Annotated in this window: 25 protein-coding genes; 13 read left to right on the plus strand and 12 right to left on the minus strand. The window is 68.4% G+C overall.

Features of this window, described 5'->3' with window-relative positions:
- Nucleotides 1-14: 14 nt before the first annotated feature.
- The 4 genes from OYT95_RS28225 to OYT95_RS28240 form a co-directional block, all read right to left on the minus strand.
- Complete coding sequence (locus OYT95_RS28225; protein WP_268789711.1) at nucleotides 15-1,562, minus strand: TROVE domain-containing protein; 1,548 nt, start codon at nucleotides 1,560-1,562, stop codon at nucleotides 15-17.
- Between the two features lie 338 nt (nucleotides 1,563-1,900).
- Entirely contained in the window at nucleotides 1,901-2,698 is a 798-nt protein-coding gene (locus OYT95_RS28230; RefSeq protein ID WP_037237886.1) for a hypothetical protein, read from the minus strand.
- Nucleotides 2,699-2,719: 21 nt separating this feature from the next.
- Nucleotides 2,720-3,220, minus strand: coding sequence for a DUF2505 domain-containing protein (locus tag OYT95_RS28235; protein WP_005560412.1), 501 nt, complete (start codon nucleotides 3,218-3,220; stop codon nucleotides 2,720-2,722).
- 51 nt (nucleotides 3,221-3,271) lie between these two features.
- Nucleotides 3,272-3,769: a DUF2505 domain-containing protein gene (locus OYT95_RS28240; RefSeq protein WP_037237884.1), complete on the minus strand. Its 498-nt coding sequence runs from the start codon at nucleotides 3,767-3,769 to the stop codon at nucleotides 3,272-3,274.
- 26 nt (nucleotides 3,770-3,795) lie between these two features.
- Here OYT95_RS28240 and OYT95_RS28245 point away from each other — a divergent pair, with 26 nt between their 5' ends.
- Both OYT95_RS28245 and OYT95_RS28250 read left to right on the plus strand, forming a co-directional pair.
- Nucleotides 3,796-4,887, plus strand: a complete 1,092-nt coding sequence (locus tag OYT95_RS28245) for a UDP-N-acetylmuramate dehydrogenase (protein ID WP_268789712.1) — start codon at nucleotides 3,796-3,798, stop codon at nucleotides 4,885-4,887.
- 32 nt (nucleotides 4,888-4,919) lie between these two features.
- Complete coding sequence (locus OYT95_RS28250; RefSeq protein ID WP_268789713.1) at nucleotides 4,920-6,104, plus strand: L,D-transpeptidase; 1,185 nt, start codon at nucleotides 4,920-4,922, stop codon at nucleotides 6,102-6,104.
- A gap of 346 nt (nucleotides 6,105-6,450) precedes the next feature.
- Here OYT95_RS28250 and OYT95_RS28255 read toward each other — a convergent pair whose 3' ends face one another.
- From OYT95_RS28255 to OYT95_RS28270, 4 genes are all read right to left on the minus strand, one after another.
- Entirely contained in the window at nucleotides 6,451-7,197 is a 747-nt protein-coding gene (locus tag OYT95_RS28255; RefSeq protein WP_037237881.1) for an SDR family NAD(P)-dependent oxidoreductase, read from the minus strand.
- A 9-nt stretch (nucleotides 7,198-7,206) separates the two neighbouring features.
- The gene (locus tag OYT95_RS28260) at nucleotides 7,207-8,154 is read right to left on the minus strand and encodes a TauD/TfdA dioxygenase family protein (RefSeq protein ID WP_268789714.1); all 948 of its coding nucleotides are present in this window, start codon (nucleotides 8,152-8,154) and stop codon (nucleotides 7,207-7,209) included.
- Nucleotides 8,155-8,327: 173 nt separating this feature from the next.
- Nucleotides 8,328-9,626 (minus strand): MFS transporter, encoded by a 1,299-nt coding sequence (locus tag OYT95_RS28265; protein WP_268789715.1) that lies wholly within the window; start codon nucleotides 9,624-9,626, stop codon nucleotides 8,328-8,330.
- Between the two features lie 84 nt (nucleotides 9,627-9,710).
- The gene (locus tag OYT95_RS28270) at nucleotides 9,711-12,146 is read right to left on the minus strand and encodes a penicillin acylase family protein (protein WP_268789716.1); all 2,436 of its coding nucleotides are present in this window, start codon (nucleotides 12,144-12,146) and stop codon (nucleotides 9,711-9,713) included.
- Between the two features lie 483 nt (nucleotides 12,147-12,629).
- Here OYT95_RS28270 and OYT95_RS28275 point away from each other — a divergent pair, with 483 nt between their 5' ends.
- Complete coding sequence (locus tag OYT95_RS28275) at nucleotides 12,630-13,904, plus strand: ROK family transcriptional regulator (protein ID WP_037237877.1); 1,275 nt, start codon at nucleotides 12,630-12,632, stop codon at nucleotides 13,902-13,904.
- A gap of 89 nt (nucleotides 13,905-13,993) precedes the next feature.
- Here OYT95_RS28275 and OYT95_RS28280 read toward each other — a convergent pair whose 3' ends face one another.
- Nucleotides 13,994-14,581 carry a DUF742 domain-containing protein gene (locus tag OYT95_RS28280; protein ID WP_268789717.1) on the minus strand — a complete coding sequence of 196 codons (588 nt, stop codon included), beginning with the start codon at nucleotides 14,579-14,581 and terminating at the stop codon, nucleotides 13,994-13,996.
- 120 nt (nucleotides 14,582-14,701) lie between these two features.
- On the opposite strand from OYT95_RS28280, the gene OYT95_RS28285 reads away from it, so the two are divergent.
- Nucleotides 14,702-15,367 carry a cysteine hydrolase family protein gene (locus OYT95_RS28285; protein WP_268789718.1) on the plus strand — a complete coding sequence of 222 codons (666 nt, stop codon included), beginning with the start codon at nucleotides 14,702-14,704 and terminating at the stop codon, nucleotides 15,365-15,367.
- On the opposite strand, the gene OYT95_RS28290 is transcribed toward OYT95_RS28285, so the two are convergent.
- Together OYT95_RS28290 and OYT95_RS28295 are read right to left on the minus strand one after the other, a co-directional pair.
- Complete coding sequence (locus OYT95_RS28290) at nucleotides 15,360-16,391, minus strand: tocopherol cyclase family protein (protein ID WP_268789719.1); 1,032 nt, start codon at nucleotides 16,389-16,391, stop codon at nucleotides 15,360-15,362. The two genes, OYT95_RS28285 and OYT95_RS28290, sit on opposite strands and share 8 nt — an antisense overlap.
- 3 nt (nucleotides 16,392-16,394) lie before the next feature.
- Complete coding sequence (locus tag OYT95_RS28295; protein WP_112301758.1) at nucleotides 16,395-16,799, minus strand: PaaI family thioesterase; 405 nt, start codon at nucleotides 16,797-16,799, stop codon at nucleotides 16,395-16,397.
- Nucleotides 16,800-16,862: 63 nt separating this feature from the next.
- Here OYT95_RS28295 and OYT95_RS28300 point away from each other — a divergent pair, with 63 nt between their 5' ends.
- On the plus strand, nucleotides 16,863-17,507 hold the full coding sequence (locus tag OYT95_RS28300; protein ID WP_268789720.1) for a hypothetical protein: 645 nt from the start codon (nucleotides 16,863-16,865) through the stop codon (nucleotides 17,505-17,507).
- On the opposite strand, the gene OYT95_RS28305 is transcribed toward OYT95_RS28300, so the two are convergent.
- Nucleotides 17,444-18,217, minus strand: coding sequence for a PIG-L family deacetylase (locus OYT95_RS28305; protein WP_112301760.1), 774 nt, complete (start codon nucleotides 18,215-18,217; stop codon nucleotides 17,444-17,446). The two genes, OYT95_RS28300 and OYT95_RS28305, sit on opposite strands and share 64 nt — an antisense overlap.
- Before the next feature lie 56 nt (nucleotides 18,218-18,273).
- Between OYT95_RS28305 and OYT95_RS28310 the strand changes: the two genes are divergently transcribed.
- The 8 genes from OYT95_RS28310 (at nucleotide 18,274) to OYT95_RS28345 (ending at nucleotide 26,679) form a co-directional block, all read left to right on the plus strand.
- Nucleotides 18,274-19,476: an MFS transporter gene (locus OYT95_RS28310; RefSeq protein ID WP_037237974.1), complete on the plus strand. Its 1,203-nt coding sequence runs from the start codon at nucleotides 18,274-18,276 to the stop codon at nucleotides 19,474-19,476.
- A complete protein-coding gene (locus OYT95_RS28315; protein WP_268789721.1) occupies nucleotides 19,422-20,249 on the plus strand; it encodes an alpha/beta fold hydrolase in 828 nt (275 codons plus the stop codon). The genes OYT95_RS28310 and OYT95_RS28315 overlap by 55 nt, the downstream gene beginning before the upstream one ends.
- Before the next feature lie 12 nt (nucleotides 20,250-20,261).
- Nucleotides 20,262-21,620: a D-inositol-3-phosphate glycosyltransferase gene (gene mshA / locus OYT95_RS28320; protein WP_268789722.1), complete on the plus strand. Its 1,359-nt coding sequence runs from the start codon at nucleotides 20,262-20,264 to the stop codon at nucleotides 21,618-21,620.
- Entirely contained in the window at nucleotides 21,617-22,108 is a 492-nt protein-coding gene (locus tag OYT95_RS28325; protein WP_112301762.1) for a YbjN domain-containing protein, read from the plus strand. The genes mshA and OYT95_RS28325 overlap by 4 nt, the downstream gene beginning before the upstream one ends.
- 150 nt (nucleotides 22,109-22,258) lie before the next feature.
- Nucleotides 22,259-23,851 (plus strand): AMP-binding protein, encoded by a 1,593-nt coding sequence (locus OYT95_RS28330; protein WP_128641560.1) that lies wholly within the window; start codon nucleotides 22,259-22,261, stop codon nucleotides 23,849-23,851.
- A gap of 43 nt (nucleotides 23,852-23,894) precedes the next feature.
- Nucleotides 23,895-24,650, plus strand: a complete 756-nt coding sequence (locus OYT95_RS28335; protein ID WP_174233884.1) for a phosphoglyceromutase — start codon at nucleotides 23,895-23,897, stop codon at nucleotides 24,648-24,650.
- Nucleotides 24,651-24,799: 149 nt separating this feature from the next.
- Nucleotides 24,800-25,993 (plus strand): sensor histidine kinase, encoded by a 1,194-nt coding sequence (locus tag OYT95_RS28340; protein WP_037237858.1) that lies wholly within the window; start codon nucleotides 24,800-24,802, stop codon nucleotides 25,991-25,993.
- Entirely contained in the window at nucleotides 25,990-26,679 is a 690-nt protein-coding gene (locus OYT95_RS28345) for a response regulator transcription factor (protein WP_005251956.1), read from the plus strand. The genes OYT95_RS28340 and OYT95_RS28345 overlap by 4 nt, the downstream gene beginning before the upstream one ends.
- Nucleotides 26,680-26,710: the final 31 nt, after the last annotated feature.

Consider the following 26,710-nt stretch of genomic DNA (forward strand, 5'->3'; position numbering starts at 1 on the left):
TCACCGTTCCGGGATCAGAACGGCCACTCGCCGTTCCGGGTGCCCTCCAGGAGCGGGATCATCGAGAATCCCGCGTCCGACAGTCCGCCGAACGTGTGGCGGTTCGCGGACCCCGTCGGTCCGTGTCCGTGGCGGTAGCCCGCCACGTTCCACGTGTACACGGGGACGTCGGCCGGGACGTGCCGGGTCGGATCGCCCCACGCCGCCTGCTCGTCGGTGACGATGACGACGCGATCGTGGTCGCGGTAGTGCTTCCGCACCGCCGACGCCGTGTCCGTGCCGCCCAGGTCGCCGAAACTGTCGACGACCCGCAGCACCGGCTGGTGCTTGAACGGCACGTACCGGCTGTCCGTGCCGAACTCGACCAGGTTCGCCCGCTCGGCCCGCGCCGCCAGTACGGTGCCGAACACGGCGGCCGCGTCCGCCCGCGTCAGTTCCGACCGCGCCGAGACGCGGCTGTAGAACATCGATCCGGACCGGTCGACGAGCACCAGGGTGCGGCCGGGTAGCGACGGGACCGCGGACAGCGACGCCCCGAGCGCACGCTCGAGAGCATGTCCCCACCGCAGGCTCGGCGCGTTCCGGTTGGCCGCGAGGAACCGCATCGGCAGCTGCCGCGACTTCGCGACCTCACCCGGATCGGAGATCCGGGCCGCCACCTGTTCCGCAACGTGGTCGGGGATCCCGGCCTCGTCGAAGTTCCGCAGGTTGCGAAGAAGCGCCATGTATCCCATGGACGGGATCACCGCCTGCCATGCCGCGGCATCCATCGGCCCCTGCAGCCAGCCGGCGAGCGACTCCCACGTCATGCCGGCCGCCGACAGCCGCTCCGGGGTCCGGAGGACGGCACGCCGATCCTCCGCCGGGAGCGCCGCCAGCGCCGCCCGTTCCGTGAGCATCCGCAGGCCGGTGGGGACCGGGTTCTCGCGTCCCTGCCGCCGATCGATTGCATGCCGGAACAGCTCGCCCTGCCACGTCGCCGACGGCGCCGCATGGGTGAGCTCGAGGACGTCGCCGAAGCGGACGTCCCTGGCATCGGAATCCCACTTCAGCAGTGAGCGTTCCGAGTACAGGCGGACGGCGGCGTCGGCGACACCGCGCTTGACCGGCTTCGGGATCGAACGACCGTGGCGCGCAATCCAGTAGGCGAGGATCTCACCCGGCTCGTCGGCCCGCTCCAGCGCCGAGGAGATGACGGCGCGGTTGCCGCCGTGCAGACCGGCGCCCAGCCGGGCCCGGACGAACTCGGCTGCGGCCACCACCGACGCCGAACGCAGATGCGCGTCGCGGCGCAGCCACCCGATCAGGCGGGCGGCCCACTCCGGGTCCGACAGCGTGACCTCGTGGATGAGCTCGACGAACCGGTCGTCGCGGTCCGGAGCCGACTCGTAGAACGTGTGCTCACCCACCATGTTGGTGACCGCGAGGAGGAACAACTCGCTCTTCGCGTCGCGGGCGTAGCCGCTGCCGCCCTCGAACGTGCGGCCGGCCGGTTGCGTTTCCGACGTGATGGGGCTCTGTACCTTGTTGCGGCGCAGCGTCTTCAGGTTGAACTTGCTCATGGGGTGTTCCTCCTTCCGGGAGGTGTCGGTGCTCGAGGGGTGCGCGCCACCCGAGGTCGAGGCGACGACGGGGTGCGGAGTCGAACCGCGTGCTTGCGCACTTCACCTGAGAAGTATCCGTCGTCTGCGCACCGGGTGGCGCGCACGCATGTCGTGCCGAGTTCGGAGTCGGCGGAGGCACGAACGCGCTCTACCACTGAGCTACAGGGACCTGCGTCCCTGACCGGATTCGAACCGGCGACCACGCGATCCACAGTCGAAGTAGCCCTCGCCTGCGCACCGGCACAACATGTTTCGTGAAGTGACTCTACGGGGCGCGTCGGGGGATGTCGCGTGAATTAATTCGTGCCGGAACCGGGCGCGACCACGTCCCACGGAACGGTGAGGATGTTGTCGCGGAGCCGGCGGCGCTGGGGTTGCACGGGAAGTCCCTGCGCGCGCAGCAGTTCGAGGGCCGCCCGCCACCGCACCCGCGGTCCGAACGAGCCGTGCGGCGCTGCGGTGGCCCACGCGCGATCCGCTGCCGCGAGGAGGGCATGGACCGGCTCACCCGGGACGTTGCGATGGATCAGGGCCTTGGGCAGCCGTTCGGCGATGTCCGACGGCCTGTCCACGGCGAAGGGATCCCATGCCAGCGTCAGCGACAGCGGGCGGGTGGCGTCCAGCAGCACCCACGCGCAGCGGCGGCCCAGCTCGTCACACGTGCCGTCGACGATCAGCCCACCCGGTGCGAGCCCGGACTGCATCCGCGCCCACGCCGGCCCGACCGCATCCTCGGGATACTGCCGCAGCACGTTGAAGGCACGGACCAGGACGGGGCGCAGTCCGGAGAGCTCGAACCCGCCGCGGGCGAAACTGACTCCGTTCCGGCTCTCGACCACACGCTCGGGATCGATCTCGAGCCCGACCACCCGGCGGTCGCCGCGCACGGCCGTCAGCCGGTCGGCGAGCTCGAACGTGGTGTGCGGCCGGGCGCCGTACCCGAGGTCGACGACGAGCGGGTCGGCGGAAGCGTGCAGCGTCCGGCGCACCAGCGCGTCGTGGACGAGCCAGCGGTCGCTGCGGCGCAGCCGATTGATGCCTGTCGTACCCCGGGTGATGACACCGTGAGGCCGCTTCAGCGTCGCTGAAGTCATGGGAAATCCGTGCGGTGGTTTCTAGTGCTGCGACAACCACGTTTCGGTGATCTCGGCCTCGGCGCGGAAGAGGTCGATCAGATTGACGAGCATCAGCTGCTCCAGCTTCCCCCCGATGAACGGCAGGTACACCTTGGCCTCGGACGAGGTACGGAACGTGCAGCCCGTCTCGGTGGCGAACAACTTCATGGTACCCGTGAGGCTGCCCGGGCCCGCGGGGATCGACGCTTCGTACGTGCCCGTGGTCGGCTCACCGAAGGGCGTGTACGACTCCTTGCGCGTGATGACCATGTCCTTCTTCATCACCGTCTGCGCGATCTCGGGGAGTTCCGACCGCGGCAGGATGTGGTGCAGGACGATGTCGATCCCGTCGTCGTTCACGTCGAAGTGCTCGATGTGGTTCTCGGAGTACTTCCGCATCTCCTCGATGCGCGCATCCCAGTAGTCACGGTTGGTGAACGCGTTGTACACCTCTTTCGGGGTGTGCTTGTAACGGGCTGAGTAGTCGATGCGGCGAGCCATGATCGCCAAGGTTACCGGCTGTGACAGAACACAAGGGACACCCGCCCCAGGTCAGGCCCCGAGCCACTGCTGCGTGAAGCCCTGCTCTTTCTCGATCAGGCGCAGGACCTCGTCCGCGATCGCGCTCTCGATCTTGCCGCCGATCAGCGGGATCCTCACGTCGGCCTTGCCCTCGACCTGCACGTTCGACCCGGAACCGGTAGCCGTCAGGGTCTGGGTCCCCGAGATCGTCGCGGGCGCACCCTGGACTTCGGCCGTGAACGTGCCCTCGGCGTGATCGCCGTCGAGCGTGCCCCACGTCTCCGTGCGCTTGATCACGAGATCGCCCGACCGGACCTTCGAGACGATGCTGGGCAGGTGCTCGGCGGGAATCGACTGCGACATGGCCACCGAGATGGTGCCCGGGCCGGTCGTGACCTCTTCCAGGGTTGCCCCCGGTCCTCCGACCCGGTCGAGACGGTCGCGCCAGTACTGCTCGGTGATCAGGCCCGCATGGACCTGGGCGACGGGAAACGCATAGGACGACGAATGCTCGATGCGGCGACTCACGATCCGTGAGGCTACCGTTTGCGGTTGTGTGGGACGTGAGCATTGTCAGTCAACTCGTCGATTCGGGCGCCTTCGTGTCCGAGAACCTCGAACTGTCGGGGATGACCACGCTGCGCGTGGGCGGGCCGGCGCGGATCGTGGCGGAGTGTCCGACCACGCAGGTCCTCGTCGACGTGGTGCGGCTGCTCGACGCCGCGCACATCCCGACGCTGATCCTCGCCGGCGGCTCCAATCTGGTGGTCGGGGACGACGGATTCGACGGTGTGGTCGTGCGTGTGTGCAACACCACCGTCGGTCTGGAGGAGGGATTCGTCACTGCCGAGGCAGGCGCCGAGTGGGATCAGGTGGTCGCGCAGACCGTCGCCGCCGAGCTGGGCGGGCTCGAATGCCTGTCGGGGATTCCCGGCTCCACCGGGGCCACCCCGGTGCAGAACGTCGGCGCGTACGGCGTCGAGGTGGGGTCGATGCTGCGGCGGGTCCACCTCCTCGATCGACGTACCGGTGAGTCGCGCTGGGTCGAACCCGAGGCTCTCGGTCTCGGTTACCGCACGAGCGTCCTCAAGCATTCCGATGCCGCCCTGGTGCTGGCCGTGGAACTGACCGTGCATCCCGACGGGCTCGGCGAGCCGCTGCGCTACCGCGAACTGGTCTCGGCGCTGAACGGTGCCGAGGGCGACCGGTTGCCGTCGGCGCAGGTCCGCGACGCCGTGCTGGACCTGCGGCGGGGCAAGGGTATGGTGCTCGATCCCGAGGATTACGACACCTGGAGCGCGGGCTCCTTCTTCACCAACCCCGTCGTGCCCGACGGCGAGTTGGCGGGTGTCCTCGCCGCGATCGAGACCCGCCTCGGCGACGCCGCCGTTCCGCAGTACCCGGCCGACGGTGGAACAAAGTTGTCTGCGGGGTGGCTGATCGAGCGGGCCGGCTTCTCGAAGGGGTATCCCGGCGAGAACGCAGTCGCGCGGCTGTCGACCAAGCACACGCTCGCGTTGACCAATCGAGGTGCCGCGAAGAGCGAAGACCTGCTGGCATTGGCTCGCGATGTCCGGGACGGCGTCCAGTCGGCGTTCGGTGTCCGGCTCGAACCCGAACCCGTGACGGTGGGCTGCGCGATCTGAGACAGGTCCGTAGCGCAGGTAACCTGTTAGCTGTGCATGAACTGGGTTCTCGGACAAGTCGGTCGCGCGTCGCGCTGATCGCGACGGCGCTGATCGCGTTTCTCGTTCTGCTGACCGGATGCACGGTCGGCACCGAGTCGGGAACCGCCACCGCGCCGCCCGAGCCTGCGGTCGAGGTCACCCAGAATCCGGCGTCGGGCACCGAGGACGTCAATCCGGTGGCGCCGATCTCCGCGACCGCGTCGCAGGGCACGTTCACCGACATCTCCCTCGTCAACGCCGAGGGGCGTGCCGTGCAGGGTGTGCTGTCACCCGACCGGACCACGTTCACCGTCGGGGAGGCGCTGGGCTACGGCGCCACGTACACGTGGAAGGGCACGGCGCTCGGCACCGACGGCAAGTCCGTCGCCGTCGACGGCAGCTTCACCACGGTCGAGCCCGACGAGACGATCGGCGCCACCCTCAACATCGGCGACGGTCAGGAAGTGGGGATCGCCGCCCCGATCATCGTCCAGTTCCACGAGTCGATCGAGGACAAGGCGGCGGTCGAGAAGGCGATGACCGTCACGACGAACCCGCCCACACCCGGCTCGTGGGCGTGGCTGCCCGACGACAACGGGTCGCGCGCACACTGGCGCCCGCAGAACTACTGGGCGCCCGGCACCACCGTGAGCCTCGACGCCAAGCTGTACGGACTGGACTTCGGCGATGGAGCGTACGGCGCGGAGGATCTGTCGCTGAACTTCACCGTCGGGCGCAGCCAGATCGTGATCGCGAACGCGCCGAGCCACCGCATGCAGGTGGTGCGCGGCGGCGAGACCATCATGGACATCCCCGTCAGCTACGGCGAAGGCAACGAGGCCCGCAACGTCACCCGCAGCGGCATCCACATGGTGACCGAGAAGCACGAGGACTTCCTCATGTCCAACCCGCCGTTCTACGAGAACGTGCGCGAGCGCTGGGCGGTCCGCATCTCCAACAACGGTGAGTTCATCCACGCGAACCCCGAGACCATCGGCGTCCAGGGTTCGTCGAACGTCACCAACGGCTGCATCAACCTGTCCCTCGAGGACGCCCAGCAGTACTTCGGCACCGCGATGTACGGCGATCCCGTCGAGGTGACCGGAACGTCCATCGACCTCTCGGCCGCCGACGGCGACATCTACGACTGGGCCGTCAGCTGGCCCGAATGGCAGTCCCTCTCCGCCCTCGCATAGGTGAGTGGCAATGGGTGCCCGGGCACGCAATGCCACTCACGTGCGGTGCCTGACCCGATCGACGAACTTTTTCGCACCCGGTGGAACCGAAACCGGGGCCGCCGCGTCTACCTGAATGAGGACGCGTCGACGGCGGCGTGTTCTCGGTTCACACAACTGTGGGGAGTCGTCCGCTGTCGAGGGGTCGACGGACGACCCCGACAGTCCGTTTCGGTCGAAAGTCGTTGATCGGCAGGGGGCTGTGGGATGGGATGGATGTTGCTGGGGGTCGTGACGATCGTGGCGGGACTGTGGACCGTGGTCCTGGTGCTCGAACACCAGGACCGGCGGACCGCCGCGAACGCGTCTACGTCGTGCGGTGAAAACGCCCGGACGAAGCCTGATCTCGTGGCTTGACGACGATCTGGTCGATGTTCACATGGGAGGGTCGCGACGCGACGAACCCGACGACGTCCGCGACATCCGCGGCGACGAGCGGGGTGATTCCCTCGTAGACCTTGTCGGCACGCTCCTGGTCGCCTTCGAATCGCACCAGCGAGAACTCGGTTTCCACCGCGCCAGGCGCGATTTCGGTGAGACGGACCGGCTTGCCGAGCAGTTCTCCGCGCAGCGTGCGGTGCAGGACGCCCTCCGCGTGCTTGGCGGTCGTGTATCCGGAACCGTTGTCGTACGCCTCGAGCGCGGCCAGCGACGTGATGGTGACGACCAGACCGTCACCCGACTCGATCAACTTCGGCAGCAGCGCCTTGGTGATCCGAAGGGTCCCCAGGACGTTGGTCTCCCACATCCACCGCCAGTCGTCGAGATCGGCCTCGGCGACGGTGGCCAGTCCCTTGGCGCCGCCCGCATTGTTCACGAGCACGTCGACCCTCGGCAGTACCGCACTGAACGCGTCCACGGAATCCTGGTCCGTGACGTCGAGTTCGAGTGCGGTACCGCCGATGTCTTCGGCAATCTTCTCCAGACGATCCAGTCGCCGGGCCCCGATGACCACATGAAATCCCTGCGCGGCCAGGGTGCGGGCGGTGGCTTCTCCGATTCCGGAGCTCGCCCCGGTGACGACGGCGATGCGGGTGTCAGGTGAAAAGGTCATGCCGACATGTTAGGGCTCGTCGATGACGGAGTAGCCACTCGCGTCGCCGGCGACGCTGCGGCTGCGCTCGCCCCGGATGTCGACGGGGACGTCGCCGGCCAGGGTGATGCGGTTGAGTCGCCGGTACTGGTCGTCGTAGTCGGCGACGGCGTAGTGCTGAGTGGCACGGTTGTCCCAGATCGCGACGTCGCCCGACTGCCAGTTCCACCGGGTCGTGAACTCGAGCGAGATCGCGTGATCCTGCAGAACCCGGAAGAGTGCCTGCGACTGGCTGCTGCTCAGACCGACCAGGCTCTTGACGAAGTGACCGAGCAGCAGTGTGCGCTCACCGGTCTCGGGGTGCACCCGCACCACCGGGTGCTCCGTCTCGAAGTAGGTGGACTGGAACTCGGCGCGGTACTCCTTCGCCTTCTCGTCCTGCGCGCGTTCCGCGCTGGTCGCCGCGTAGTCGTAGACGTTGGTGTGCGTCGCCCACAGGTTGTCGGCGAGGATTTTCAGCGGTTCGGGTAGCGCGTAGTAGGCGGCGACACCCGACGCCCAGGTGGTGGATCCGCCGTACGTGGGGAGTTGCACGGCGCGCAGGATCGACGCCTTCGGGATGCGATCGACGAACGTGACGTCGGTGTGCCAGCTGTTGGCCTTGCCGTAGTCGGAGTCGATGGGCAGCACCTTGGTGCCGCGCGACGTGACGGTCGGATGTGCCGTGGTGGGGGAGCCGAGAAGCTCCGCGAACTCGTACTGCGAGTCGTCGGTCAGGTGTTCCTGGCCACGGAAGAAGATCACCTTGTGCTCGAGCAGGGCCTGGCGGATGAGCGACACGGTGGCGGGGTCGAGGTTGCCGCCGAGCCGGACGCCGTCGATCCGGGCGCCGATGTGGGCGCCGAGCTTGACGACGCTCGCAGTGTTCTGGGAACCCTCGGCGTCTGTCACGTGCTCGGGCGCGAAATCGATGGACATGGTGAGCCTTTCGGATACCGGAGACGGTGTGGAGTCCCGTAACCGAACCATCGGGCAGTGTGTCGCCGGAAGGATTTGCGTCACCCTGATCGCAACGGGCGGGTGCGCGGAACGACGTCGCCGCCGCGCCGGGAGGCGGTGCGGCGGCGACGGGAGCGTCGATCGTGTCGGCGCTACGCGGCGGCGCGAACCTTCCGTGTGATCGCGATGACGCACAGCAGGCTGAGCAGTGTGACCGCGGTGAGGTACAGGCTGATCGGTGCCGACGAACCCCAGTTCGCGTACAGCGCGGCGGCCACGGTCGGGGCCAGGCCGCCGCCGAGAACCGAGCCGATCTGGTAGCCGAGCGACGCACCGCTGTACCGGACCTCGGCGCTGAACAGTTCGGTGAACAGTGCCGCGATCGGCCCGTAGACGATGCCCATGAACACGGCCGTGCCGAGGAGGGCGAGCATCATCACCGCGGGGTTCCCGAGATCGATCAGCGGGAACAGTGCGGCCGCCCAGACGGTCAGCCCCACCGAGCCTGTGACGAGGAGTCGCCGCCGGCCGTACCGGTCGGACAGGATCGACGCGACGGGGATGACGATCAGCCACACGAACGAGGCGATCAGTGTGAAGACGAGCACGAGCGTCTTGCTCATGCCGAGGACCTTCGTCGAATAGGACAGCAGGTACGCCATGAAGATGTAGCCGACGGTGTTGATGCCGATGAACGCGCCTGCGGCCAGAAGGACTTCGCGCAGGTTCTCCCGCAGGACGGTGACGATCGGCAGTCGTTGGTCGCGGTGGGTGCTCTTGACCTTCTCGAAGTCGGGGCTCTCGGTGATGGTGAACCGGATGACGAGACCCATCAGCACCATCACCGCGCTGGCCAGGAACGGCACCCGCCAGCCCCAGGACAGGAACGCTTCCTCGCTGAGGCTCGTCGACACCCCCAGGAACACGAGATTCGCCAGGATCAGGCCGCCGGGCACACCCATCTGCGGGAAGCTCCCGTAGAAGCCCTTCCTGTTGGCGGGGGCGTGCTCCACCGCCATCAGCACTGCGCCGCCCCATTCCCCGCCGACGCCGATTCCCTGCACGAAACGCAGGGTGACCAGCAGGATCGGCGCCCACACGCCGATGGTGGCGTAGGTGGGGAGCAGTCCGATGCCGACGGTCGCGCCGCCCATCAGCATCAGGGACAGGACGAGCATGGACTTGCGTCCGATGCGGTCACCGAAGTGGCCCATCACGACGCCGCCGATCGGCCGGGCGATGAAGCCGACGGAGAACGTCGCGAACGCGGCCAGTGTGCCCGCGATGGACGAGAAGGACGGGAAGAACAACGGGCCGAACACGATTGCCGCGGCCATGCCGTAGATGAAGTAGTCGTACCACTCGATGGCGGTCCCGATGAGACTGGCGCCGGCCACCTTCAGCGGCCGGACGGGCGCCTGCGGTGTCACGGAGGTCTGGGTGGAGGTCATGTCGATTCCTTCGAGGGCGCCGGGGCGGCGGACGTGCCGCCCCGGCGGGGTGATGACGGGATGCCTACCGAACTGCGGAGCCCACTAGTTCTGCGTCACCTCGCTGGACTTGTTCGCGTCGACCGACTGTTCGGTCAGGTGGTCGGTCTTGCACTGGAAGTTCCGGTACATGTCCATCTGGTCGCTGTAGTGCCGTGAACGCGTGCCGTCCGGTGCGATGAACCCGCTCTGGCCGGGCGGCCCGACGGTGCAGAGGTCGGCGATGCCGTCGCCGAGCACGATGCGGTCGTTCTGGGTACCACGGTTCATGTACGGCGACAGGGACAGCACCTCGTCGCTACCGGCCTGGGGGACGCCCAGGTAGTTCTTGTAGTCGAACCGATTCGCGGCGACCGGCATCTTCCAGCCGGCGGGGTCGGGGCCCTGCTCGGTGCGCAGCCGGTCCATCGCCTGGCCGAACGTCGAACGGAGGACGGACATCCGGTCCGCTCCGTTGAAGAAGTCGGTGGTCTGTGGAACTCCGGACTCGTCGCCGCGCAGGGCGTTGTAGACGAGTTTCGTCGCCTCGGCAGGACGCGCGGTGCCCGCGGCGGGGTACACCTTGCCCGCGTACGAGGCGTACACGTCTTCCGGCAGGTCGTCCCGGATCACCGTGTCGAACAGGATCGGCAGCCACGTGCGCATGATCGCCGGTTGCGGGTCGTCGTACACGCCGTCCGCGTTGTCGTCGGTGGCCTGTCCGTCCCAGTCGCGGAGCATGTTCACGCCCGCGGCGACAGGGTCGCTGCCCGGCAGTTGCTCGGTGGCCTGCGCCAGGTACGGCAGCAGATAGTCGACGTTGAGGTCGGCGAACGACGCCTGCCGGTTGATGTCCCAGATCTCGCCGGGGGTGAACTTGTCCTTGGCCTCGAGGCGAGTGGTGATCGCTCGCACGCGGTCGACGGGGGACCAGTTGTAGCCGTCGGCGAGTGCGCCGGCCGCGGATTGATTGTTCCAGTTGGCCAGATAGCCCTGCTCGGGGTTGTACGACTGCGGGTTCTCCTCGAAGGGGCGGATGCCCTCCCACTCCATGCTGCCGTCACCGATCGCCGGAAGTCGAAGGTCCTGGTCGGCAGGGCGGACCGGCAGTCGACCGGGGGAGACGTACCCGATGTTTCCCTGGTTGTCGGCGTAGTACCAGTTGATGGTGATGGCCACCTTCTTCGCCTGCTCGAGGAACTCGTCCCAGCTCGTGGCCTTCATGATGTCGATCCAGGCGACCAGCGACTGGATCTCGTATCCCGCCCAGCTCTCCTTCAGGGAGTAGGCACTGCCGTTCGGGGTGTCGAAACTGGTGACGCGGCCGTGCACCGTCGAGTAGACGGGGTACGCGACGTCCGGTCCGCCCCGCACCTCGATCGTCTCGTTCCGCACCTCCATCGGGCGGTATTCGCCGTCGTACCGGTACGCGTGCTCGTTCGAGGGGTCGAGCACTTCCTGATAGACGTCGTTGACGTCGAGCGGCCCGGCGGTCGCTCCCCACGAGATCGTCTTGTTGGTGCCGAACAGAACGGTCGGGACGGCATAGGGGGTGTTTCCCGCAACGTCGAGGCCGGCGCCGTGCAAACCGACGCCGTACACGTAGGACGGGTTGAACCAGCCGAACTGCGGTCCGTTCATCAGAATGGATGTGCCGTCGGCGGTCTTGTCGGCGCCGACCATCCAGAGGTTGCTGGCCTCGGGTTTCATGTGCGGCCATTCGCCTCCGCCGGCGTTCTTCATCCGGGTCAGATTCGCGTCGGGCAGAGCCTGCGTGACGTCGGAGAGCCCCGCTTCCTGTGACATCGCGTGCGGCCCGTCGTCGGGCGAAGTCGACTCGTCGCGGGGGACCGTCGTCGGGGCGCCGGGATCTTCCTCGGCCCAGATCAGCTGGTCGAAGAGCTGCCTGCCCTTCTCGTCGCCGTTCTTCGCCTGCAGGCTCTTCAGGACCTGGAGGTTCGCGAGTTCGCTGCTCGACTGGGAGAACCTGTTGGCCATGGTCTGCACCCAGACCATGGCCACGTCGTACCCGGTCCAGTGCTCGGGCCGGAAGTCGCCGTCCAGGAACTGCTTCGGCATCAGGTGTGCCGGATCTGCGCCGACCTCGTCGATCCGCTTGTTGAACCCCTCGGCGTAGCCCTCGAAGATGTCGCGTTCAGTCTGCGGGAGTCGGGCCAGCTGATCCTTGATCGACTGTGGATCGATGCTGTTGCGCGCCGTCTTGTCGATTTCGACGTAGTCGGGTCCGAGCACCTCGGCCGCCGTGCCGATCGACGACCGCTTGGCCATCTCCATCTGGAACAGCCGATCCTCGGCGACCGAGTAGCCGTATCCGGAGTACAGCGCGCGCGTGGTGTCGGCGTACACGTGGGGGATTCCGTAGCCGTCCCTCTTCACCGTGATCCCGGTTCCGGGGGAGTCCTGCGTTCCGGTGGCCGAGCAGGCCGTCAGCAGCACGCTGAGTCCGACGCCCAGGGCGAGCAGCGCCTTCGTCGTCTTCATCGACAGCCTCGGTTCCGGTCGGTGGCAGACCGGTGTCGATCACATCGATACATCTCGCTCCTATAACCGTACGTTCGGTTGGTATCCCGGCGTATTGTGTCGTGAAACACGATTGCCGTCAAGAGTGGTGATGCTCTCCGATGTGCGCCGCAGGCGGCGCCTCGCAATGGCGGGAACTGCGGAAGTGGCGCGGCGCGGAGCTACACGCCGACGCGCCCTCCGATTGGTGAAACCGACCGAAGCTGCTAGTTTCGTGTCATGTCTTCAGGCCAGTCGACCGCTCCGCGGGTCACCTATGTGACTTCCGCGCTGGGCTCGCGGCTGCCCTTGGCGCGGGAACTGTGTTGTCGCTGTCTCAGCATCTGCAGCTAATTCGCGCAGTCTTCTCCTGATCGATCGTCCTCGGTCGTCCCCACTCTCCGATGGGACGGATGCAGCGTTCGGACGAAGGTGCGCACCGCCTCCGCTTGCAAGGACTGCCACGTGTCTACCCCCACTCTTTCCAGCCCCACCCGGACCGGCTCCGCATCTCGATTCCAGCGGCCCGTGTCCCGTCCCCGTCTCCACATCGTTCCCCCCGAGCTGCGGATCAGCGACGGCCCGGCCGCCGGTGTTCTGCGGGTGGCCCGGTCTCGCGGGCCGCTGTCCAGGGATGTCGCCGCGAAAGCGACCGGCCTGAGCATCGCCACCGTCAACCGTCAGGTGTCGGCGCTTCTCGACCTCGGGCTGCTGCGCGAACGCGGCGACCTCACGCCGTCCGGCGCCATCGGCCGTCCGCGCGTTCCGTTCGAGGTCAACCACGAGCCCTACCTGACGGTGGGCATCCACATCGGCGCGGTCGTGACCAGCATCATCGCCAGCGACCTGCGCGGGAAGGTCCTCGGCGCGGTCGAGGTACCCACCCCGCAGGGAGCATCCGCCGACGCACTCGCCGGCATCGCACGCAGCGCGCGGGCCTTCGCCTCCCGCTGGCACCGGCGTCGCCCGCTGTGGGCGGGTGTCGCCCTCGGCGGTCGTGTCGATCCGCAGACCGGTGTCGTCGACCATCCCCGGCTGGGATGGAAGTCCGCCCAGGTCGGTGCCATCATCGCGACCGGACTCGGGTTGCCCGTCTCCGTCGCGGCGCACGTCGAGGCGATGGCCGCGTCCGAACTGCTGCTGAGCCCGGACAGCGAAGACGGTGTCGCGCAAGGCGAAACGGGCCTGTACTTCTACGCCCGCGAGACCGCAGGCATCGCGATCACGATCGACGGCCGCGTCCACACGCCGTCGAGCGGTCCCGGTTCCATCGCGCACCTGCCGACCGGCTCGTCGGCGCAGTGCTCGTGCGGTTCACGCGGGTGCCTCGAGGCGACGATCAGCGATCGCGCGGTCATCTCCGCCGCCCTCGATGCGGGCATCCTCCCGGAGTCCAACCAGCGGCCGACGATGAGCGCCCTCTACAAGGCCGCGTCCTCGGGTTCCGTTCCCGCGCACGAGCTTCTGGTGGAACGCGCTCAGGTGCTCGGGAAGACGGTGGCCATGCTGCGGGACCTGTTCAACCCGGACCGGGTGATCCTCGGAGGTCAGGCGTTCACCGAGTACCCGGCAGGTATCCCGCACGTCGCGGAGGCCTTCGCGCAGGCGTCGTCGCTGGAGCGCAGGGACATTCGCATTTCCGGCTTCGGCAACCGGGTGCAGGAGTACGCCTCGACGGTCGTGTCGCTGAGCACGATCTATTCCGATCCGGTCGGAGCGATGCGCCGGACATCGAACTAGCGTCACAGCAATTCGTCAGCCGCACGGGCAATAGTCTGTGCGGCTGACGAATTCGTGTGTGTCCGTCCGGGCGCTCACCCCGGCGGGTCTCAGAGTTTGCGCAGCCCGTCGAGGACGCGTTCCATCAGTTTCCGGTCCGGGCCGGTGGACCCGGCCGTCTCGTTGACGGTGACCGCCCCGGCCGCGGCGAGGTCGCCGACGAGTACGCGCGCGACCCCGAGCGGGATCGACGCGAGCGACGCGATCTCGGCCACCGACCGCGGTTCGGAGCACAGCGCGAAGACGCGGCGCAGTTCGTCCGGCGCCGGCATCCCGTCCACCACGGTGTCCCCGTCCGGGCGGGCGACGATGAGCGCCTCCAGTGGCAGATCGACCCCGGACTCGGTCCGACCGCCCGTGAGGATGAACGGCCGGACGATGGAGACGGTGTCCTCGGGCGTCACCCACTCGGTGGACTCGGCGGCAGGACTGTCGATGGTCTCGGGGGCCTGGCCGGCGGGTTCGGGAGCGGGTTCCACCTGCTCGGGGGCGGCCTCGGCCGGGCCGGGCTCCACCCACTCGGTCGACTGCGGCGGGCTCGGGTCCTGGTCTTTCCTGGCGCTGCGGCGCCGGCCGGCTGATCCGAAGCGCGCCCCTGTCGCGCCGATCAACGGCCAGTTCTCATCGCTCACAGTCATCGGTTGGGACCCTTCTCGCACTACCCCACCCACTCCATGGTCCCAAACCCTCGGTTCGGGTGAATGAACCGGTCCCTGTGATTCCGGCTACAGGGTGCGCGCGAGCGTTAGATTTGCTGCGTGACCCATTGGCGGCAGAACTCGGATCCGTTCCTCGCTCCCGATCTCGGCCGGTCCGCGCTGCTCGTCGTCGACACACAGGTGGACTTCGTGGACGGCGGGGCCGCCCCGATTCCGGGCACCTCGGCAGTGCTGCCCGCGATCGCGCGTCTCGTGGACGCCTACCGGGAGGCCTCGGCCCCGATCGTGCACGTCGTCCGGTTGTACGAGGGCGACGACGTCGACCTGTGCCGCCGCCGCGTGATCGCGGCCGGATTCGACCTCGCCAGACCGGGCACCGCGGGCTCCCAGGTGGCGCCGGAGCTGGGCGTGCCACCGCTCGATCCCGAGTCGCTCCTCGGCGGCGGCCTCCAGGCCGTCTCTCCGGCCGAGCACATTCTGTTCAAGCCCAGGTGGAGTTCGTTCTACCGCACCGAACTCGACGATCTCCTGCGCCAGTGGGGGGTCGACACCGTGGTGATCGCGGGATGCAACTATCCCAACTGCCCGCGCGCCACGATCTTCGATGCCAGCGAACGGGACTACAAGGTGCTCGTCGCGGCCGACGCGATCTCGGGCGTCGACGCGCGTAACCTGGAGGAGGCCGGGCGAATCGGGGTCCTCCACGCGGAGACCGACGAGATCGTCGAGGCGTTGCAGCCACCCGAGCTCGAGGTGATCAGCTGAGCGGCGGCGCCGATGTCGCGTCCGGCGGCGCACCCCGCCTGCGCAGCTCCGCGCGCGCCCGCTCGATCCCGCCGTGCTCCAACGCGGCGAGTGGTGATTCGTCGGCCCAGACGAGCTCTCCCCGACGGCGGACCGTGACACTCATCGAGCCCGCGAGGTGCTCGAGGGCGCCGGGGATGTTGCGACGCTCGGCGGGGAGCGGAACCGGCAGCACGTGCGCCGAGCCCAGCGGGGAACCGCCCTCGATCTCGACGCTCCACGTGCGGCCGCGGCCCCGCAACGACCACCGCTCGTCCGTGACGTGCGCCCGGACGGGGGACGTGACCGGATTGCCGAGGCGGACCACCGTGCCGTCGGGCAGCGCGACGACGACGGCCGTGACCTCGGTGCGCAGTCCACCCGCGGTGACCTCGCCGCCTGCGAACGCGACACACGCCTGCCGGTCGGCGAAACCCTGGGCCTGGCCCCACCACCAGGAGTCGGGGAATCCGCCCTTACCCCAATTCTTTTCGCCGTAGACCTGGGCGCCGTCGAGGTCGATCTCGGTGCCGCCCAGCACGGCTGTTCCCTCGGCCCGTCCGCCGAGCAGCCACGGGTGCCAGTACTGGTTCAGCGCGGGCACGGTCTGGAACACACTCGATCCGCCGAGCCTGCGTCGCGGCCACGGGACCTGGGCGCCGACCCGGACGTCGAGGCGGGCGTCCGGGCCGAGATCCACCTTCACGCGGTCGACGGACCCGCGGAACGCGTCGCCCGCGAACGCGCCGAGTCCGGCCGGGTTGGCACAGCCCTCCGGATGCGCGGCGGTTCGCAGGAACCGGGTGGGGTGACCGGCGAGACCGAGCGTCGCCCAGTGCCCGTCCGCGGCGCGGTTGATTCCCGCCAGCGCGATGACGACCTGTCCCGTCGCGGGCTGGGTGAACCGCCAGAAATAGCCTTCCATCGCGACGTCGTGCGCGGCGAGGACGTTGCCGAACGGCAGATCCGCTCCCGTGGCGCGGTACGCCCGCAGCAGTCGCGACATCGGTCAGCTTCCCGGCTGAGGGTGCAGCACTGCCTGTGACTGCGTCACCTGCGCCACGAGCCGGTGCTCGTCGTCGCGCAGTTCGGTGACGACGGCGACCGTGGTTCGGCCGGCGTGCAGCGGACGCGCGGTCGCGGTGACGGTGCCCTTGCGCACACCGCGGGTGAACACCGTGCTCGAACTCGTGGTCGACGTGGACGCTCCGGCCGGAAGGTTGAGAAACGCGCAGACGGCGCCGACACTGTCGGCGAGCGTCATCAGCGCCCCGCCGTGCATGCCGCTTCCCGCGGTGGTGCGGTGCTGGTCCCATTCGAGGTGCCCGACGACCTCCTCGGGTGCGGCCTTGGTGAGGCGAACCCCGGTGTGCACGGCGAACGGCATGGTCGCGACGAGATCAGCGGGATCCATACCCGTGGATGCTAGGCGCGGAACCGAACCCGCGCAGGCGGTTCGCGGGGCTAGATTGGCGGCATGTCCAGTCTGTCGGAAGCCGCCCGCCGGTCGGGCCGGGCACGGGGGAGTGCCGCCGCGGTGGTCGGATTCTTCGCCGCAGCCTGGTTCGCCTGGGCCATGGCCGTCGACCTTCCCCGCCCCCTCACCGCGCTCCTCGACGCAGCCATCGTGGTGGCGCTCGTCGTCGCCGTGCTGGGAGCGGTGCTCGCCGTGCGTAGTCCGACCGAGAGTTCCGCGTTGGCGGACCGGGCGGTACGCCGGCGGTACACCCTCGTGGTGGTGATCGAGTTCGCGGTGATCTGGGCGGGCGCAGCCGTTCTCGGAAACACGGGTCTGTCGGCGTGGATTCCGGTCTGGGTGTGCTTCGCCGTCGGCGTGCACTTCGTGCCGTTGGCCGGCGTCCTCGGCGAGGCGTCGCTGACCGTGCTCGGTGCGCTGCTCGTCGTGGTCGCCGCGGCCGGGCTCCTCCTGGGTCTGACGACGACGGTGGCACCCGGCACGGTGACCGGGATCGGGGCGGGCGGATGCCTCCTCGCCGCAGCGGTCCTCACCCTGGCGGGAAAGAGGTTCTCCGGCAGGAGGACACCAGGGCCGGTCGATCAGAGGGGCAGCGAAGACTCCGCGAGCCCGGCCGGCGCCCCGCGACGGCGGAACCATTCCTGACCGAACGCCGCCCGCAACTGCTCCTCGGGCATCTGCAGGAACGGGCCGAAATCCCCGATCTGGGTGGCGTGCGCGTGCATCGCGGCGCGCTTGGCGTCCATGGCCGAGGTGACGTCCACGACCGTGGTGATCTCGGAGTCCGGCAGACCGAACGTGTCGAGGTCCGGTGGCTGGGCGTTCTCGGACCACTCCGGATTCGCGGCCATGAGTCGCCGGACGTGGTCGCGGCTGACGGCGGCCTCGTAGACGTGCGGCACACCGGCGAGTTCGGCGGCCCGGATGCCCACGTGATGCACCTGGACATGGTCCGGATGGCCGTAGCCACCGTTGGGGTCGTAGATGGTGACCACGTCGGCGGATTCCTCGACGAGGATCGCGGCCAGCCGGGCGGCGGCCTCCTCGACGTCGACGTTGCAGAACGCGGCGGGATTCTCGTTTTCCGGCGTTCCGGCCATCCCGGAATCCGCGTAGTGCAGCAACACCACACGCTGGGCGCCGAGCAGCGACGTCGACTCCTCCAGCTCGCGGCGCCGACGCTCGGCGAGTGATTCGCCTTCGGTCAGGATCCCCTCGGGGGCCTCGCCGAGCGCTCCGTCCGTCGCGGTGACCACGACGACGCGATGACCGGCGTCGGCGGCCTGACGCATCACGCCGCCCGTGGTGAACACTTCGTCGTCGGGATGGGCGTGGAAACACACCAGGACACTCATGAGCGCAATACTTGCACGTGCTGGAAGTCGCGGCCACGATCTGTGAGGCTCGACGCGTGCTCGGTACCTATCGTCAGATCTTCGCCGCCCCCGGCTCCGCAGCGTTCTCCGCCGCAGGATTCGTTGCGCGCGTGCCGATCGCCATGGTCGGCATCGGCATCGTCACGATGCTGTCCGAACTGCGCGGCGACTACGCACTGGCCGGTGCCCTCGCCGCGGTGTTCGCGCTGACGTACGCGTTCATCACGCCGGTCGTGTCCCGGGCGGTGGATCGATACGGGCAGTCCCGCGTCCTTCCCGTCGCGTCGGGGATCAGCGCGACATCCATCGCCGCGATGCTGCTGTGCGTCCGGTTCGGGACGCCGGACTGGGTGCTGTTCGTGTGGGCCGTTCCCGCCGGCTGCATGCCGACGATCGGTGCGATGGTGCGCGCCCGCTGGACCGAGCTGTACCGCGGCACGCCACTGCTGCGGACGGCATTCGCGTTCGAGGCGGTGGTGGACGAGCTGTGCTTCATCGCGGGACCGGTGGTCTCCGTCGGATTGTCCGTCACGGTGTTCCCCGAGGCGGGACCGCTCGCGGGGCTCGTCCTGCTGGTGGTCGGCACGCTCGCGCTCGTCGCTCAGCGTGGCACCGAACCACCCGTGCATTCGGCATCGCACGACGGACGCCCGTCCGTCGTCCGGACGCCCGCCGTGTGGATCCTCGTGGCAGTCATGGTGTCGATGGGCACCATCTTCGGTGTCATCGACGTCGGTGCCATCGCCTTCACCCGAAGCCACGACGCACCCGCCTCCGCCACCGTGGTGCTGGCCCTCTTCGCGGCCGGTTCCGCTGTGGCAGGCATCGTGTTCGGCGCGATCCGGGTGTCGGCGTCGCTCCGGAAACAGCTGATGGTCGCGGTCCTCGCGGTGGCGGTCCTGACGATTCCGCTGCTGCTGGCCGACAGCATCCCGGCGCTCGCCGTCGCCTACGCGGTGGCAGGGATGACGGTGGCGCCGATCATGATCGCCACGACCGGTCTCGTCGAGCAGATCGTGCCCGCGGCCGCGCTGACCGAGGGCATCACCTGGATTGTCACCGGGCTGGGTGTCGGCGTCGCCGTGGGCTCGGCACTCGCGGGCCGGATGATCGACGAATTCGGCACGACAGCGGGATACGCGGTGGCGGCGGGCGCCGCGCTGCTGGCCTCTATGGTGACCCCATGGCTATTCGTGAAACAGTCGGCGTCGACGGAACGCCCCTCGTCTACTCGGTGACCGGTGCCCCCGACGCGCGGGCCCTGGTACTCCTGCACGGTTGGGCGCAGTCCTCGAAGTGCTGGGGCCCCGCGGTGCTCGACGAACTTGCGGCCCGCTACCGCGTCATCGCCGTCGATCTGCGGGGGCACGGCTACTCGGGTGCACCCCACACCGGCTACGACGACTCCGCGATCTGGGCCGGGGACGTCGACGCGGTGCTCACGGCCGAAGGCGTCACGTCCGGCGCCGTGCTCCTCGGCTGGTCCTACGGCGGCCTCGTGATCTGCGACTACCTGGCGTCTCACGGCACGGCCGCCGTCGACGGCGTGGTCCTCGTCGGAGCCATCACCAGCATCGGCCGGGGGGAGGCGGGCGGCAAGGTCGGTGCGGCGATGCGCGCGGCGATCCCCGGCGCGATGTCCGAGGAGCCGCGCGACGCCATCCGCGCGCTGGGCGCGTTCGGCAACGCGCTCACCGGACCGCCGGAAGGCAAGGGCGCACAGTCGCAGGCGCTGTTCGGGGCCAGCCTCGCCACCCTGCCCCGGGTGCGGGCCGCCCTCTTCAACCGGTCCGCGAGCCACGACGACCTGCTGCGGGCGCTCGACGTCCCGGTGCTCGTCCTGCACGGCACCGAGGACTCCGTCGTCGATGTCTCGGCTGGTAGGCACGCTGCAGAACTGATCCCGCAGGCGCGGGCGTCGTTCTGGGAAGGCTGCGATCACGGACCGTTCGTGGAGGATCCCGAGAGGTTCGTGAAGGAGGTCGGCGAGTTCGTCGACAACCTCGGTTAAAGGGGCCGATCGGTGAGGGAGCACTATGGAGTGGTGACGCCCATGCACAATTCGCGCCCCCGCAGGGTGGCCGTCCTCTCGGTCCACACCTCACCACTGGCGCAGCCCGGTACCGGCGACGCGGGCGGCATGAACGTCTACGTGCTGCAGTCCGCCATCCAGATGGCGCGTCGCGGCGTCGAGGTGGAAATCTTCACCCGGGCCACGTCGTCCGCCGACGCACCGGTCCAGGAAGCCGCGCCCGGGGTCCTCGTCCGCAACGTGGTGGCCGGCCCGTTCGAGGGGCTGGACAAGCAGGATCTGCCCACGCAGCTGTGCGCGTTCGTCGCCGGGGTGCTCCGTGAGGAGGCCCGCCACGAACCGGGCTACTACAACCTGGTGCACTCGCACTACTGGCTGTCGGGGCAGGTCGGGTGGCTCGCCCGCGACCGGTGGGGTGTGCCGCTCGTGCACACCGCGCACACGCTTGCCGCGGTCAAGAATCTGTCCCTGGCCGACGGCGACACCCCGGAACCGGCCGCCCGCCAGATCGGCGAGCAGCAGGTGGTGGCCGAGTCCGACCGGCTCGTGGCCAACACCACCGAGGAATCCGATCAGCTGGTGCGCCACTACGGCGCCGACCCGAACCGGATCGACGTGGTGGCGCCGGGCGCCGATCTGACGCGGTACCGGCCGGGCGACCGGACCGCCGCCAGGGCGAAGCTGGGGCTCGACCCAAGCGAGACCGTCGTGACGTTCGTCGGACGCATCCAGCCGCTCAAGGCGCCCGACGTCCTGCTCCGCGCTGCCGCCGAACTGATCGCCCGAGATCCCGAATCGTCACTGCGGGTGCTCGTGGTCGGGGGCCCGTCCGGCTCCGGGCTGGCGCGGCCGGACGCGTTGATCGAACTCGCCTCCTCGCTCGGCATCGCGGCTCGGGTGACGTTCCTCCCGCCGCAGGCGCCCGATCGGCTCGTCGACGTGTACCGGGCCTCGGATCTCGTTGCGGTGCCGAGTTATTCGGAGTCGTTCGGGTTGGTTGCCGTCGAGGCGCAGGCCTGCGGCACACCCGTGATCGCCGCGAACGTGGGCGGTCTCGGCGTCGCGGTCCGGCACGGCGAGACCGGGCTACTGGTGGACGGGCACCGCACCGAGGACTGGGCGACGGCGTTGCAGTCACTGGTCTCGGAGCCCGGCAGGCTCGCCGCACTGGCCGCCGAGGCTCCGCGCCACGCGGAGAATTTCTCCTGGGAACACACCGCCGACGGCCTCCTCGAGAGCTATCGGATGGCGACCGTCAACTACAACTACGGACACGGCCCCAGCGAATTCTCCCCGCGTCGCGGACGCGGATTGTGGAAGCTGCGCAGGGCCGGGGGAGTGCGCGCATGAGCGACCTGGCCGACGTGATCGAGTCCGCCCTGACCGAACGTGAGATGGACTTCACGAGGAAGGACTCGACGCACTTCATCGTCGAGTTGCCCGGCGAGCGCAAGCTCAAGACCACCACGCTCCTGACCGTCGGCAAGCACGGTCTGCGCGTCGAGGCGTTCGTCTGCCGCAAACCCGACGAGAACTTCGAAGGCGTCTACAAGTACCTGCTGCGGCGCAATCGCCGGCTGTACTCGGTGGCGTACACGATCGACAAGATCGGCGACATCTACCTGGTCGGTCAGATCGCCGAGCACGCGGTGACCGCGGACGAACTGGACCGGATTCTCGGGCAGGTGCTCGAGGCGGCCGACGGAGACTTCAACACCCTCCTCGAGCTCGGTTTCGCCGGTTCCATCAAGCGTGAGTGGGAGTGGCGCGTCTCACGGGGAGAGTCGCTCGCGAACCTGAAACCGTTCGAGCATCTCATCGAGGACTCGCAGGCCTGAGCGCTGGTCGACCGCCCGCGGACAGGAAATACGCACGGGTAGAGTTGCGGCGAGCTTGTGACTGTTGTCACAGCTTAGGTACATGTGTCTGATGTTCACAGAAACTTGTACCGACAACTGCTGCTGCAACACTTCGAGGGAGAGGCCCCAGTGAGCTTCAAGAGCCCGTTTCCGGACGTCGAGATTCCGAACCTCAGTGTCTACGATTTCCTCTTCGGCCAGGTCGATACGGCCGATCTGGACCGGCCTGCGCTGATCGACGGTGCCTCCGGCGCGGTCACCACCTACCAGTCCCTCATCGCCCAGATCAACGGTGTGGCCGGGGCGCTGGCCGCCCGCGGTCTCGCCGTCGGTGAGGTGGTGGGTCTGCACTCGCCGAACGTTCCCGCGTTCGCGTCGGTGTTCCACGGGATCCTGCGTGCCGGTGGTGTCGCGACCACCATCAACGCCCTCTACACCGCGGAGGACATCGCCAAGCAGCTCACCGACTCGAAGGCGAAGTTCCTGTTCACCGTCTCCCCGCTGCTGCCGCAGGCACAGGCCGCCGCGGCGAAGGTCGGGATCCCGGCGGGGAACGTGATCGTCCTCGACGGCGCCGACGGGCACCCGTCGCTGACCGATCTGCTGACCGAGGGCGCCCCCGCCCCCGACGTCTCGTTCGACCCGGCGACCCAGCTGGCGGTGCTGCCGTATTCGTCGGGCACCACGGGCCGGCCCAAGGGGGTGATGCTCACGCACCGCAACCTGGTGGCGAACGTCTGTCAGATCAACCCGCGGATGGGCATCGGCGCCGAGGACAGGCTGCTGGCGGTGCTGCCGTTCTTCCACATCTACGGCATGACGGTGCTGCTCAATGCGGCCCTGTACAACCGGGCCGCCCTGGTGACGATGCCGAAGTTCGACCTCGTCGAATTCCTGAGAATCGTCTCCGGGCAGAAGTGCACGTATGTGTTCATCGCCCCGCCGGTCGCGGTGGCGCTGGCCAAGCACCCGCTGGTCGACGACTACGACCTGTCGAGTGTGCACTCGATCTTCTCCGGCGCCGCCCCGCTCGATCAGGAACTGGGCAAGGCCGTCGCCAACCGGCTCGGGTGCCGAGTCCGGCAGGGCTACGGGATGTCCGAGATGAGCCCGGTCTCGCATGCGATCCCGTTCGACCGCGACGACATCGCCCTGGACTCGGTCGGTCCGTCGATCGCGAACATGGAGTGCAAGCTCGTCGACCCCGGCACCGGTGAGGAGGTCGCCTACCCGGCCGAGGGCGTCAGCGAACCGGGTGAGTTGTGGTGCAAGGGCCCGAACATCATGGCCGGGTACCTCGGCAACGACGAGGCGACCGCGGAGACCCTGGACGGGGAGGGGTACCTGCACACCGGTGACATCGCGACCGTCGATTCCGAGGGGGTGGTGACGATCGTGGACCGGATGAAGGAGCTGATCAAGTACAAGGGCTACCAGGTGCCGCCGGCCGAGCTCGAGGCGTTGCTGTTGACGCATCCGCAGATCGCCGACGCCGCCGTGATCGGTGTCCTCGACGAGGAGGGTGAGGAGGTGCCGAAGGCGTTCGTCGTCAAACAGCAGGGCGCCGAGTTGGACGAGGCCGCGGTCATCGCGTTCGTCGCCGAGCGGGTGTCGCCGCACAAGAAGGTGCGCAGGGTCGAGTTCATCGATCTGGTGCCGAAGTCCGCCGCGGGCAAGATCCTCCGCAAGGATCTCCGGGCGAGCGAGGCCGGCCGGAGCTGACGGCAGGGGTTCACGGCGCGAGGGTTCCGGGAGGCATGCCAGGATGAACGGCATGAGTACCGGAACCCTTGTGCTGCTCCGCCACGGCGAGAGCGAATGGAATGCGCTCAACTTGTTCACCGGCTGGGTGGACGTCCACCTGACCGATAAGGGCATCGCCGAGGGCAAGCGTGCCGGCGAATTGCTGCTCGAGCACAACCTGCTCCCCGACGTGCTGTACACCTCGCTGCTGCGCCGCGCGATCAGCACCGCCAACATCGCGCTCGACACCGCTGACCGGCACTGGATTCCCGTCATCCGCGACTGGCGTCTCAACGAGCGCCACTACGGTGCCCTGCAGGGACGCAACAAGGCGCAGGTCAAGGACAAGTACGGCGACGAGCAGTTCATGCTGTGGCGCCGCAGCTACGACACCCCGCCGCCGCCGATCGAGGCAGGCAGCGAATACAGCCAGGACACCGATCCCCGCTACGCGAACCTCGATGAGGTCCCGCTGACGGAATGCCTGAAGGACGTCGTCGACCGCCTGATCCCGTACTGGGAAGACACCATCTCCGCCGACCTGAAGGCCGGCAAGACCGTGCTGATCACGGCGCACGGCAACTCGCTGCGCGCCCTCGTCAAGCACCTCGACGGAATCTCCGACGAGGACATCGCGGGCCTGAACATCCCGACAGGCATCCCGCTGCGCTACGACCTGGACGAGAACCTGAAGCCGCTCAACCCCGGTGGCACGTACCTCGACCCCGAAGCCGCCGCCGCGGGCGCCGCCGCGGTCGCGAACCAGGGCGGGAAGTAACCCGTGCGCCCGGCCGGATGTCCCGTTCGCGGGACATCCGGCCAACAGCAGGTTAACTACGGACGAAGACTCCGGTTCCCGTGTGTGACGTGCGCGGAAATGCCTGGACCCTGCGTAACCGGCCCGCCGCGCGAACGTACGATTCAGGCGTGAGTGTTGTTCAAGCCGTCTTGCTTGCCATCGTGGGCGGCTTCGTCGGTTACCTCGTCGGTGGCGTGCTGATCCCCATGCTGTCCACCCGGCAGGCGCAGCGCATGGAAGAGAAGTCCGGGCTCACCATGTCGCAGGTCCTCGACCTGATCGTGCTGGCATCCGAGAGCGGCATCGCCGTGGTCGATCAGTTCCACGACGTCGTCCTGTTCAACCCCCGCGCGGAGGAGCTGGGCCTGGTACGGAACCGGCTCGTCGACGACCGCGCGTGGGTGGCGGCGCTCCGGGTCCTCGAAACCGGCGAACCCGTCGAAGTCGACCTGAGTACCAAGAACCCGCAGCGGGGACGCGATCGGATCGCGGTGCGCGGCACCGCACGTCTGCTCAGCAAGGAAGACCACAACTTCGTGGTCCTGTTCGCCGACGACGACTCCGAGCAGGTGCGGATGGAGGCGACCCGCCGTGACTTCGTCGCCAACGTCAGCCACGAACTCAAGACCCCGGTCGGCGCGATGGGCCTGCTGGCCGAGGCGCTCCTCGAATCGGCGGACGACCCCGAGTCGGTCCGGCACTTCGGCGAACGCGTGCTCAGTGAATCCGTCCGGCTCGGCAAGATGGTCACCGAACTGATCGCGCTGTCGCGGCTGCAGGGCGCCGAGAAACTGCCCGACCTCGAGGCCGTCTCCGTCGACGAGGTGGTGGACGAGGCGCTGCAGCGCTGCAAGATCTCCGCGGAAGCCGCCGGCATCGCCGTCACCACGGACCACAACAGCGGCTACGAAGTGCTCGGCGACCGCGCCCTGCTCGTCACCGCGCTGTCCAACCTGGTGCAGAACGCGATCGCCTATTCGCCGAAGGGCACGCCGGTGTCGGTGAGCCGGTCCATCCGCGGCGACAACGTGGCGATCTCGGTGACCGACCGCGGCGAGGGCATCGCCAAGGCCGACCAGGAGCGCGTGTTCGAACGCTTCTTCCGCGTCGACAAGGCGCGGGCACGCGCGACCGGCGGAACAGGGCTCGGACTCGCGATCGTCAAACACGTGGCCGCCAACCACAACGGATCGATCGACCTGTGGAGCAAGCCCGGAACAGGTTCGACGTTTACCCTGCAGATTCCTGCACACATCGAGACAGTGGACGCCGCGAGCGGAAACGTCGGGAAGAGAGAAATCGGTATGGAGGCCAAGCGATGACAAGTGTGCTGATCGTGGAAGACGAGGAGTCACTGGCCGACCCATTGGCATTCCTGTTACGCAAGGAAGGGTTCGAGACGACGATCGTCGGCGACGGACCGTCCGCGCTCGCCGAGTTCGATCGGGCCGGTGCCGACATCGTCCTCCTCGACCTCATGCTGCCAGGCATGAGCGGCACGGATGTCTGCAAGCAGCTCCGCAGCCGGTCCGGTGTCCCCGTCATCATGGTGACGGCACGGGACAGCGAGATCGACAAGGTGGTGGGCCTCGAACTCGGCGCCGACGATTACGTGACCAAGCCGTACTCGGCGCGGGAACTGATCGCCCGCATCCGCGCAGTGCTGCGCCGCGGCGTCGACAGCGAACTCGACGTCGCGCAGGACTCGGCCGTCCTCGAGGCGGGGCCGGTCCGGATGGACGTCGAACGTCACGTGGTCCAGGTGAACGGCGAGGCCGTCACGCTGCCGCTCAAGGAGTTCGACCTCCTCGAGTACCTGCTGCGGAACTCGGGCCGGGTGCTCACCCGCGGACAGTTGATCGACCGGGTGTGGGGCGCGGACTACGTCGGCGACACCAAGACCCTCGACGTACACGTCAAGCGTCTGCGCTCGAAGATCGAGACCGACCCGGCCAAGCCGGAGCACCTCGTCACCGTCCGGGGACTGGGCTACAAGCTGGAGGCCTGAGCGGACGCCGATCCGCCACAACTGCAGACGA

Source organism: Rhodococcus sp. JS3073 (assembly GCF_026810085.1).
In the GTDB taxonomy this organism is placed as follows: Bacteria; Actinomycetota; Actinomycetes; order Mycobacteriales; family Mycobacteriaceae; genus Rhodococcus_F; species Rhodococcus_F wratislaviensis.